Annotated in this window: 9 protein-coding genes; 8 read left to right on the forward strand and 1 reads right to left on the reverse strand. The window is 64.6% G+C overall.

All coding sequences use genetic code 11. The features are described from left to right. The 8 genes from RHIBR816_RS0106460 to mnhG all read left to right on the forward strand — a co-directional run bounded on the left by RHIBR816_RS0106460 (nt 1) and on the right by mnhG (nt 10,664). On the forward strand, nt 1-1,614 hold the full coding sequence (locus RHIBR816_RS0106460) for a cisplatin damage response ATP-dependent DNA ligase (protein WP_018235720.1): 1,614 nt from the start codon (nt 1-3) through the stop codon (nt 1,612-1,614). A 114-nt stretch (nt 1,615-1,728) separates the two neighbouring features. Then, nucleotides 1,729-4,395 carry an EAL domain-containing protein gene (locus RHIBR816_RS0106465; protein ID WP_052522720.1) on the forward strand — a complete coding sequence of 889 codons (2,667 nt, stop codon included), beginning with the start codon at nt 1,729-1,731 and terminating at the stop codon, nt 4,393-4,395. A 260-nt stretch (nt 4,396-4,655) separates the two neighbouring features. Next, nucleotides 4,656-7,568 (forward strand): monovalent cation/H+ antiporter subunit A, encoded by a 2,913-nt coding sequence (locus RHIBR816_RS0106470; protein ID WP_018235722.1) that lies wholly within the window; start codon nt 4,656-4,658, stop codon nt 7,566-7,568. After that, nucleotides 7,568-7,918 carry a Na+/H+ antiporter subunit C gene (locus RHIBR816_RS0106475; protein WP_018235723.1) on the forward strand — a complete coding sequence of 117 codons (351 nt, stop codon included), beginning with the start codon at nt 7,568-7,570 and terminating at the stop codon, nt 7,916-7,918. The genes RHIBR816_RS0106470 and RHIBR816_RS0106475 overlap by 1 nt, the downstream gene beginning before the upstream one ends. Then, nucleotides 7,884-9,530, forward strand: a complete 1,647-nt coding sequence (locus RHIBR816_RS0106480) for a monovalent cation/H+ antiporter subunit D (protein ID WP_026186706.1) — start codon at nt 7,884-7,886, stop codon at nt 9,528-9,530. The genes RHIBR816_RS0106475 and RHIBR816_RS0106480 overlap by 35 nt, the downstream gene beginning before the upstream one ends. Nucleotides 9,531-9,532: 2 nt before the next feature. Continuing rightward, complete coding sequence (locus RHIBR816_RS0106485) at nt 9,533-10,018, forward strand: Na+/H+ antiporter subunit E (protein WP_018235725.1); 486 nt, start codon at nt 9,533-9,535, stop codon at nt 10,016-10,018. Then, nucleotides 10,015-10,296: a K+/H+ antiporter subunit F gene (locus RHIBR816_RS0106490; RefSeq protein WP_018235726.1), complete on the forward strand. Its 282-nt coding sequence runs from the start codon at nt 10,015-10,017 to the stop codon at nt 10,294-10,296. Before RHIBR816_RS0106485 ends, RHIBR816_RS0106490 begins: the two co-directional genes overlap by 4 nt. After that, the gene (mnhG, locus tag RHIBR816_RS0106495) at nt 10,293-10,664 is read left to right on the forward strand and encodes a monovalent cation/H(+) antiporter subunit G (protein ID WP_018235727.1); all 372 of its coding nucleotides are present in this window, start codon (nt 10,293-10,295) and stop codon (nt 10,662-10,664) included. Before RHIBR816_RS0106490 ends, mnhG begins: the two co-directional genes overlap by 4 nt. A gap of 7 nt (nt 10,665-10,671) precedes the next feature. On the opposite strand, the gene cobM is transcribed toward mnhG, so the two are convergent. Then, entirely contained in the window at nt 10,672-11,430 is a 759-nt protein-coding gene (cobM, locus tag RHIBR816_RS0106500; protein ID WP_018235728.1) for a precorrin-4 C(11)-methyltransferase, read from the reverse strand. Nucleotides 11,431-11,448 lie beyond the last annotated feature (18 nt).

The following is an 11,448-nucleotide window of genomic DNA, read 5'->3' on the forward strand; positions in this document are numbered from 1 at the left end:
ATGAAAGCCTTCGCCGAACTGCTCGGCCGCCTCGTCCTCACACCCCAGCGCAACGCCAAGATCCGGCTGCTCGCCGACTATTTCCGCAGCGCCCCCGATCCGAGCCGCGGCTATGCACTGGCCGCAATCGCCGGGACGCTTTCCCTCAACACGGTGAAACCGGCCTTGATCCGCGACCTGCTGCTCGAGCGCATGGACGAGGTGCTCTTCCACTACTCCTATGATTATGTCGGCGATCTCGCCGAGACGGTTTCGCTGGCCTGGGAGCCGCGGGAGGGAGTCGTTCCTGAGGACATTCCGCTCGGTGAAGTCGTCGAGCGGCTGCAGAAGGCGGGGCGTTCCGAGGTGCGCTCACTCGTCCGCGACATGCTCGACCGGCTCGATACCGCCGGCCGGTTCGCCTTTCTGAAGCTCGTCACCGGCGGCTTGCGGATCGGCGTCTCGGCACGGCTTGCCAAACAGGCGCTGGCCGACATGGGCAGCAAGGACATCGGCGAGATCGAAACGCTGTGGCACGGGCTGTCTCCACCCTATCTGCCGCTCTTTCTGTGGCTTTCCGGCGAAGCGGAGATGCCCCTTCTCACCACACCGGCCGTCTTTCATTCCGTGATGCTCGCGACCCCGATCGGCGAGGGCGATTTGGAGGGACTGGATCCGGCCGCTTTCGCCGCCGAATGGAAATGGGACGGCATCCGCGTCCAGCTCGCCAATATCGGCGGCGTGCGGCGGCTCTATTCGCGCAGCGGCGACGAGATATCCGGCGCCTTTCCGGAAATCATCGAGGCTGCCGACATCGCCGGCGTGATCGACGGGGAGTTGCTGGTCGGCGGAACGATGCGCACCAACCGTGCCACTGCCACATTCGGGGACCTACAGCAGCGGCTGAATCGAAAGACCGTCACTCGCAAGCTGCTCGAGGACTATCCGGCCTTCATTCGCGGTTACGACATTCTCTTTTCGGGCGAGCGCGACATGCGGCCCGAACCCTTCCACGCCCGCCGCGAGGCGCTCTCGATCCTTGTCGACGCCGCTTCGGCGCAGCATTTCGACCTGTCGCCGCTCGTCCCTTTCTCGACCTGGGAGGAGCTGGACCGGCTGCGTTCGGACCCGCCGGACCCGGTCATCGAGGGGATCATGCTGAAGCGTCTCGACTCGCCCTATCTCGCCGGGCGGATGAAGGGCCCGTGGTTCAAGTGGAAGCGCGCGCCCTTCAACATCGACGCGGTGCTGATGTACGCCCAGCGCGGCCACGGCAAGCGCTCGAGCTACTATTCGGATTTCACCTTCGGCGTCTGGACGGAGTCAGAAGGCGGCACCGCCCTGGTTCCCGTCGGCAAGGCCTATTTCGGCTTCACCGACGCCGAGCTCGAGGTGCTCGACCGATACGTGCGCGACAACACGGTCGAGCGTTTCGGCCCGGTGCGCGCCGTCCGCGCCGAACCGGACGCCGGCTTTGTCGTGGAGGTGGCGTTCGAGGGCCTGAACCGCTCGACCCGCCACAAATCGGGCGTCGCCATGCGCTTCCCGCGCATCGCCCGGTTGAGGCAGGACAAGCTGCCGCGCGAGGCCGACAGGCTGGAGACCCTGCAGGCGATGATCGGGATGAAGGGTTAGTTCGCACGCTTTCCCGCCCTCGGCTATTTCAGCGATTCCGAATGAAGAATTGTTAAGGAGAGTTTGGAATATTCGGGCTATCTGTCTCGCCGTCCGCATTCGCAGGGTCGTCTCGTGCCAAAACCACACGGTCACTATTTTGGGAAATACCGGCTCTCGCGGATTCTGACGCTCAATTATGTCCCGGCGCTGATCGCGACCTTCGTCGTGGTGATTGCCGGGATTCTCGCCGACAATCAGAACCGGGTCGTTTTCGAAGCACGCCTGCGCTCCGAAGTGGCGGACGAACTCAATCCGATACGCTCCCGCCTGGAGAGCAGCGTCAACGGCAATATCCAACTCGTCCGAGGACTGATCGGCACGATCGCGACCGAGCCGGACATGCACCAGCAGCGCTTCAGCGAACTTGCGCAGAGCATCTTCAGCGAGCGCTCGCAACTTCGCAACCTCGCCGCAGCACCCAATCTGATCGTCTCGATGGTCTACCCGGTGGCGGGCAACGAGAAGGCGATCGGCCTGAACTACCGCAACAACGACAAGCAACGCGACTCCGTCATGCGTGTGGTCGCAAGCGGAAAGATGGTGCTTGCCGGCCCGGTCGATCTCGTCCAGGGCGGGCGCGGATTGATCGGCCGCTTTCCGGTGACGGCCAATGCCGGCGGCAGCAAGCGCTTCTGGGGCCTTGTGTCGGCGGTCATCGACATCGACCAGCTCTACCGCGACAGTGGCCTTGTCTCCTCGGCGCGCGGTATCGACATCGCCATTGCCGGGCGTGACGGGCAGGGACGCGATGGCGCGATTTTCTTCGGCGATCCGGCGATCTTCGGGAAGGCGCCAGTGGAGGTGGACGTCACGCTGCCGGGCGGCTCCTGGCGGATGGCGGCGATACCGAAGGGCGGATGGCCGGCGACACCGGATAATGCCTTGCAGGTCCGCCTGCTGATCATGCTCGGCGGCCTGATGATCGTCGTCCCGATGATCGTCACCGGGTACCTGACGACGGAACGCCAGCAAAATATCCGCGCCCTACGGCAAAGCAAGGATCAACTGCTCGAACTTTCGCATCGCCTGAAGATTGCGCTCGACACGTCGAAGATCGGCATCTGGGAGCTCGACATCGATACCGGCAAGCTGCTGTGGGACAACCGCATGAAGGAGCTTTACGGCGTCGGCCGATCCATACGCGAAAATTACGACGACTGGAAAGAGGCGCTGCATCCCGGCGATCTGGCGCGCGCCGAAGCGGAATACGCCGCGACAGTCGCAAGCGGCGGCGCCTACAATTCCGAGTTCCGCATTCGGCTGCCCAGCGGCGAGATCCGTCACATCCGTGCCATCGGCTCGATCCACATCAGCGTAGGCGGCAGCAGGAAGATCGTCGGCGTCAATTGGGACGTGACCGCCGACGTCGAAACGCGGGCAAGGCTTTCGGAAGCCAAGCGCCTGGCCGAGGCGCACAGCGCCGAGCTGGAGACGGCGCGGCACCGGATGGAATTCAACGCGCTGCACGATCCCCTGACCGGGCTCCCGAACCGCCGCTTCCTCGACCAGATCCTTGGCGACCGCACGCGGCACTTCGACGCCCGGGACCGGGTCAGCATCTTCCATATCGACCTCGACCGCTTCAAGCAGATCAACGACACGATGGGCCATGCTGCCGGCGACGAAATACTCAGGCACGCCGCCGGACTGCTGCGCTCCAGCGCGCGGCAGAGCGACTTCGTCGCGCGGATCGGCGGCGACGAATTTGTCATCATTCGTGCCGGCGGCAACGCCGAGGAAGACGTGGCGCTGGCCTCGAGCATCATCGAGGCGATGAGCACGCCGGTGCGCTACAAGGATCAGGAATGCCGCATCGGCGTCAGCATCGGCATCGCCGCCCAGGCGGCGGCGAGCGACGAACTCTCGCAGATCCTGGTCAATGCCGATATCGCCCTTTACGAGGCGAAAAGGCGTGGCCGCAACCGGCACGAGACCTTTACCGGCGCGCTCAAGACCGCCGTGTTCCAGACGAAGCAGACGGCCGACGAAATCCTTCGCGGCCTCGAGCTGAACGAGTTCGTCGCTCATTTCCAGCCGCAGTTCTGCCCGTCATCGCTGGAGGTCATCGGCGTCGAAGCGCTGGCGCGGTGGGATCACCCGACCAAAGGGCTGATCGGGCCGCACGCCTTCCTGAAGACCGCCGAAGACATCAACGTTGTTGCCGCCATCGACCAGACGATCCTGGAACAGGCGCTGTTTCAGATCTGCCGCTGGGAAGCGAACGGCATCCACATACCCAAGGTCTCGGTCAACCTCTCCTACTCGCGCCTGCGCGACGAGGGGCTGATCGACCGTCTGGAGCAGATGCGGATACCCGAAGGGCGGCTTTCCTTCGAATTACTCGAATCGATCTCCTTCGACGAGAACGACACGACGCTGCTGTCGAACATCAGGCGCATCAAGGAACTGGGCATCGACATCGAAATCGACGATTTCGGCACCGGCTACGCCTCGATCCTCAGCCTGCTGAAGCTGACGCCGCGGCGCCTGAAGGTCGACCGGCAGCTGATCCTGCCGATTCTCGAGTCGCCCCAGCAACGCCGGCTCGTCGAATCGATCATCGACATCGGCACCTCGCTCGGCATCGAAGTGATCGCCGAGGGCGTGGAAACCCACGAACACGCCGCCATCCTCAAGCAGCTCGGCTGCCATGGACTACAGGGCTATGCCTTCGCCCGGCCGATGAGCGCCAATGACCTCGCGACCTTCGTCTTCGAGCGGAAGTGGCGCGCCGCCTGAGATTGCCGGACCGCCACTGGGGCCTGCGGCGACCAGACTGCCTGACACAGCGCAGCCCGGCAGATCGGCGCGTTTTTCTCTCCCGAAAGGCTTGGCAGCCCAACGGAAAAAAGTCATAAAAACATATGCCTCTGCCGCTTCGCGGATGATGCGGGCATTGTCGGCGACGGTTGCTTCGGCGGCGGTCCCTCCGGAACCATCAGTTCCAATCTCCGAGACACCCAGACCGAGGGGGCCGAACGATCGAATACGCGGAAAAATTGCTGTCCGTCTTCATTCTCGCCCCATTCGGGGGAAGCGTCATCGCAATCTTCTTTCCGTCCGATCAACGCGGCGCCACGGCCTGGTTCGCAGGCGCGATCGCCCTCATCTGCTTCCTGGTGACCGCCGGCCTCTACCCCTTTGTCGCCACCGGTGGCGTCCTCCGCTTCGAGCTCGACTGGATCCCGGAACTCGGGTTGAACTTCACACTGCGCATGGACGGGTTTGCCTGGCTGTTTTCGGCGCTGATCACGGCGATCGGATTTCTGGTCGTCCTCTACGCCCGCTATTACATGGCCGAGGAAGACCCGGTGCCGCGCTTCTTCGCGCTGTTTCTCGCCTTCATGGGATCGATGCTCGGCGTGGTGCTTTCCGGCAACCTTATCTTGCTCGCGGTCTTCTGGGAACTGACGAGCATCGTTTCGTTCCTTTTGATCGGCTACTGGCATCACAACGCCCATGCCCGCGAGGGCGCGCGCATCGCACTGACGATGACCGGCATGGGCGGCCTTGCGATGCTCGTCGGCATGCTGCTCATCGGGCGCGTCGTCGGCAGCTACGATCTCGACGCCGTGCTCGCATCGGGCGACGCGATCCGCAATGATCCGCTCTACAACGCAATCCTGATTCTCGTCCTGCTGGGCGCCCTGACAAAGAGCGCGCAGTTCCCCTTTCACTTCTGGCTGCCGCATGCCATGGCCGCACCGACGCCGGTTTCCGCCTACCTGCATTCGGCGACGATGGTGAAGGCCGGGGTCTTCCTGCTGGCGCGGCTTTGGCCGGTGATGGCCGGCACCGATGCCTGGTTCTGGATCGTCGGTCTGGCCGGCCTGACGACGCTGTTGCTCGGTGCCTATTTCGCGATCTTCCAGCAGGACCTGAAGGGGCTGCTTGCCTATTCGACGATCAGCCATCTCGGCCTGATCACCGTTCTCCTGAGCCTCGGCAGCCCGCTGGCCGCCGTCGCCGCGGTCTTCCACATCGTCAACCACGCGACCTTCAAGGCCTCGCTGTTCATGGCCGCCGGCATCATCGACCATGAAACGGGCACCCGCGACATGCGCCGGCTGAGCGGGCTTTTCCACTACATGCCGATCACCGCGACGCTCGCCATGGTCGCGAGCGCTGCGATGGCCGGCGTGCCGCTGCTCAACGGCTTCCTGTCGAAGGAAATGTTCTTTGCCGAGGCGATCGAGACGCATCTCGTCAATGCACTCGACGCGGCGACCCCCTATGTCGCAACGATTGCCAGCATGTTTGCGGTCACCTACTCGCTGCGTTTCATTCACAGCGTCTTCTTCGGGCCGCTGCCGTCCGACCTGCCGAAGAAACCGCACGAGCCGCCGCGCTGGATGCGGGCTCCCGTCGACTTCCTGGTGCTCGCCTGCCTGGTCGTCGGGATCATCCCCGCCCAGACGATCGGGCCGTTCCTGCACACAGCCGTCGTCTCAATCCTGCGTGAGGAAACACCGAGCTACAGCCTCGCCGTCTGGCACGGCTGGAACATTCCGCTGATCATGAGCTTCGTGGCACTGTCGGGCGGCGTCGGCCTCTATTTCCTGATGCGCTCCTATCTCAAGACGGGCATAGAGGGTCCGCCGATCTTCCGTCTGCTCCAGGGACAACGCATCTTTGAGCGCGTCCTGGTGACGCTCTCGTGGAAATGGGCCCGCTCGCTGGAGCAGCGCCTCGGCACCCGCCATCTGCAGCCGCAGATGCGGCTCCTGGTTTTCCTGGCTCTCGCCGCGGGAGCCCTGCCGCTTGCAGTCGGTGGCTTTCGGCTGCCGCAGCTCGTTATTCGCGGCATCGATCCCGCCTTCGCGCTGCTGTGGGCCATCGGCATTGCCTGCGCCGTCGGCTCGGCCTTCCTGGCGAAGTTCCACCGCCTGGCGGCGCTGGTGCTCCTCGGCGGCGCCGGGCTCGTCACCTGCATCACCTTCGTCTGGCTGTCGGCTCCCGACCTTGCCGTCACCCAGCTCCTCGTCGAGATCGTCACCACGGTGCTCATCCTGCTTGGCCTGCGCTGGCTGCCGAAGCGCATCGAGGAGCCGGAGACGGCGGATATTCCGCTAAAAGTTCGTTTCAGGCGCCTGCGCGACTTCCTGCTCGCTGCCATGGCGGGCGGCGGCGTGGCGCTGGTCGCCTACACGGTGATGACCCGGCCGCTGACGCCCGATACGATCGCCAGCTACTTCCTCGGACAGGCCTACCACGAGGGCGGCGGCACCAATGTCGTCAACGTCATCCTGGTCGATTTCCGCGGCTTCGACACGCTCGGCGAAATCGCCGTTCTCTGTATCGTCGCGCTCACGGTCTTTGCGCTCCTGCTGCGCTTCCGTCCACATCCGGACAGCCTCGAATCACCCGAGCAGCAAAGGGTGCAAAACGCCTATGACGACGATCATCCCGAGAGGGCGGAGGGCGAAAGCGTCGCCGAATATCTTCACATCCCTTCGGTGATCATGCGCTGGATGTTCCCCGTCACCGGCATGCTCGCCGCCTATCTTTTTCTGCGCGGCCACGACCTGCCGGGCGGCGGCTTTGCCGCAGGTATCGCCATGTCGATCGGCTTCATCCTGCAATATATGTCGGGCGGCACCCGCTGGGTGGAGGAGCGGCTGCGCATCCACCCGCTTCGCTGGATGAGCCTCGGTCTCCTGGTGGCCCTGGCCACGGGGGTCGGATCCTGGCTCTTCGGCTATCCTTTCCTGACATCGCGATCTGAATATGCCAGCCTGCCGGTGATCGGCAAGGTGCCGCTCGCGAGCGCCATCCTCTTCGACCTCGGCGTCTTCTCGCTGGTGCTCGGCGCCACGGTGCTGATGCTGATCGCGCTGGCACACCAGTCGGTTCGCCGCGCAGCGCGCGCCCATGCGCGGGCCGCGCGACCCGAAAGGGAGGCGGCACAGTAATGGAGCTCATTCTCTCCGCCGGCATCGGCGCGCTGGCAGCGTCGGGCATCTACCTTCTCCTGAGGCCGCGAACCTATCAGGTGATCATCGGGCTTTCGCTGCTGTCCTATGCGGTCAATCTCTTCATCTTCAGCATGGGGAGGCTCAGGGTGAACGCCCCGCCGGTGCTCGAGCCGGGCGGCGTGGGGGATCTCCTGCGCTACACCGACCCGGTTCCGCAGGCCCTCGTCCTGACGGCAATCGTCATCGGTTTCGCCATGACCGCGCTGTTCCTCGTCGTGCTGCTTGCTTCGCGCGGCTTCACCGGCACCGACCATGTCGACGGAAGGGAGCCGCCGCGCGGTGACTGATTGGCTGCACCATCTTCTGATCCTGCCGATCCTGCTGCCGCTTGCCGTCGCGGCGGTGCTGATTCCGATCGACGAACGCGACCGCACGCTGAAGGGAGCCATCGGCTTCGCATCGACGCTCGTCGTCTTCATCGTCGCGATGATCCTGATGCGACTTGCGGCGGCAGGCGAAGGCAGCCTGCCGGGAGGCGGCGTCTACCAGCTCGGCAACTGGCCCGCGCCGTTCGGCATCGTCCTCGTCCTCGACCGGCTGTCGGCGCTGATGCTCTGCCTTGCGAGCGGCCTGGCTCTCGCCGCCCAGGTCTATTCGATGGCCCGCTGGCACACGGCCGGACATCATTTCCACTCGCTGTTCCAGTTGCTCGTCGCCGGTCTCAACGGCGCCTTCCTGACGGGCGACCTGTTCAACCTCTTCGTGTTCTTCGAGATGATGCTTGCTGCGTCCTACGGACTGCTGCTGCACGGCTCGGGCCCGTTGCGCGTCAAGGCCGGGCTGCACTACGTCGCCATCAATCTCGCCGCCTCGTCGCTGTTCCTGATCGGCGTCAGCCTGATCTACGGCGCCACCGGCACGCTCAATATGGCAGATCTCGCGGCCAAGCTCGCGACGCTTGCACCGGGAACCCGGCAACTCGTCGAAACCGGCGCCGCGGTGCTCGGCGTCGCCTTTCTCGTCAAGGCCGGCATGTGGCCGCTGAGCTTCTGGCTGCCGGCGGCCTATGCGGCGGCCACGCCCCCGGTCGCCGCCGTCTTCGCCATTCTGACGAAGGTGGGCATTTACGTCATCCTCCGCCTGCACATGCTCGTCTTCGGGACCGCGGCGGGCGCATCGGCGGGGTTCGGCCAGGACTGGCTTCTGACCGGCGGCATGCTGACGATCGCCTTCGGCACCATCGGCGTGCTGGCTTCGCAGGCCATGGGCCGACTCGCTGGCTATTCGGTGCTCGTCTCTTCCGGGACGCTGCTTGCGGCGATCGGTCTCGGGAGACCGGAAATGCTCGCGGGCGCGCTTCTCTATCTGGTCAGCTCAACGTTGACGATCGCCGCCTTCTTCCTGCTCATCGAGCTGGTCGAACGCGGCCGCGACGCCGGCGCCGACGTTCTGGCGGTGACGATGGAAGCCTATGGCGACTTCGACGAGGATGAGGAAGAGGAGGAAGTGGGCGTTGCCATTCCGGGCACGATGGCCATTCTCGGGCTCTGCTTCTGCCTCTGCGCCATTCTCCTGTCGGGCCTGCCGCCCCTTTCGGGCTTCATCGCCAAATTCGCACTGCTGCGCGGGCTCTTCGACGTGCCCGAGGCGAACCAGGCGATCGCCATTTCCGCCGCCGACTGGACCTATGTGGCACTGCTCATCCTTTCGGGCCTCGCCGCCATGATCGCCTTGAACCGGGTCGGCATCCGGACCTTCTGGGCCTCGATCGAAGGGACGATACCGCGCGTCGTCGTCATCGAGATCACGCCGGTCGCCGTTCTGCTCGCCGCCTGCGTCTTCCTGAGCTTCCAGGCCGGGCCCGCGATGCGCTACATGCAGGCGACCGCCAACGATCTGCTCGCCCCGCTCGCGCACAGCGAGCGGGTCCTTTCCGCGCCCAGGGCGGGAGGACAGTAGCGATGCGTGCCTGGCTCCCTTATCCGCTGTTCTCGATCGCCCTCTTCCTCATGTGGTTGTTGCTCAACCAGTCGGTGGCGCCGGGCTCGATCATCGTCGGCGTTTTCCTGAGCGCGTTGCTCGGCTGGGTCATGGTGAAGCTGCAGCCGACCCGATCGCGGCTGCACCGTTTAGGCCTCATGGGAGGCCTGGCGCTCACGGTCGCTGCCGACATTATTCGCTCGAATGTCGCCGTTGCCGGGATCATCCTGCGGGCCCGGGGCAGGCCGGCGAATACCGGTTTCATGAGCGTCGACGTCGATCTGGAAAACGAGAACGCGCTGGCGCTGCTCGCCTGCATCCTGACGGCGACGCCTGGCACCGCCTGGCTCGAATACGACCGGCGCCGAAAGAGCCTGCTCATACATGTGCTCGATATCGACAACGAGGATCTGTGGCGGCGAACGGTCAAGCGCTATGCAGCAGGACTGAAGGAGATACTTGAATGATCGCGCTTGCAATCGTCTGGTCGATCTTGCTCGCCCAGGTCATGCTCGCTTTGGCGATGGCCTTCGCACTCTACCGGATGATCAAGGGACCGCGCGCCCAGGACCGTATCCTCGGGCTCGACACCCTCTACATCAACGCAATGCTGATGCTGCTTGCCTTCGGCATCCGCACGGCCAACACGATCTATTTCGAAACGGCGCTGATCATCGCCCTGATCGGCTTCGCCTCCTCGATCGCCTTTGCGAAATTCCTCATGCGCGGCGAGGTGATCGAATGAGCCATCTGACCGACCTGCCGTCCTGGGCGGCGATCGCCGTTTGTGGATTGCTGCTTCTCGGAGCAGCGATGACGCTCATCGGCTCGCTCGGCCTGCTGCGCCTTCCGAGCTTCTACGACCGCCTGCACGCCCCGACGATCGCGACAAGCGGCGGCACGATCCTCATCTGCCTCGCCTCGATGCTCTGCTTCGCGGTGCTGCAGAGCCGATGGATCTTCCACGAACTACTGATCATCTTCTTCGTCATCGTGACGACGCCGGTGACGCTGATGCTGCTCGGCCAGGCCGCTCTTTACCGCGACCGCGTCGAGAATCGAGCGGACGTCCCGCGCAGGCCGAAGCCCGTCGCGGAACCGGATACGGAATGACCTGGCTCTACTCGCGTCCGCGGAAGCGGCGCTGGTAGGCCGGGTCGTAGAGTGAGCTCTCCCGGAAGTCCGACGCTTCCAGCCCCGGTCCGACAAAGATCAGCGCCGTGCGCTCGATCGGATCGGCCGCGACCTTGGCGGCAATGTCGCCGAGCCTGCCGCGCAGGACGCGCTCATCCGGCCAGGACGCCTTGACGACGATTGCCACCGGGCAATCAGCGCCATAGAGCGGCGTCAGTTCCTCGACGACATGGTCGAGCGCATGGATCGCGAGGTGGATCGCCAGCGTCGAACCGGTGGCGCCGAAGGCCGCCAGCGTCTCGCTGTTCGGCATCGGTGATGCGCGGCCGGAAACGCGGGTCAGCACAAGGCTTTGCGCCACCGTCGGAATGGTCAATTCGCGGCCAAGCGTCGCCGCGGCCGCGGCGAAGGCCGGCACGCCCGGCGTCATGGTATAGGCGATGCCGTGCTTCTCCAGCCGCCGGATCTGCTCGGCAACCGCGCTCCAGACCGAAAGGTCGCCGGAATGCAGCCGCGCCACATCCTCCACGGCTTCAGCCGCGCGCACGTATTCCGCCTCGATCTCGTCGAGCGACATCGGCGCCGTATCGACGATGCGGGCGCCGGGCGGGCAATATTGGAGGAGCTCCGGCGAGACGATCGAGCCGGCATAGAGGCAGACGGGGCAGCGGCCGATCAGGTCCCTGCCCCTGACCGTGATGAGATCTGCCGCGCCCGGACCTGCGCCGATGAAATGAACCGTCATAGTCTACCTCTTGTTCTG

The sequence above is a fragment of the Ensifer sp. BR816 genome (assembly GCF_000378985.1).
In the GTDB taxonomy this organism is placed as follows: domain Bacteria; phylum Pseudomonadota; class Alphaproteobacteria; order Rhizobiales; family Rhizobiaceae; genus Sinorhizobium.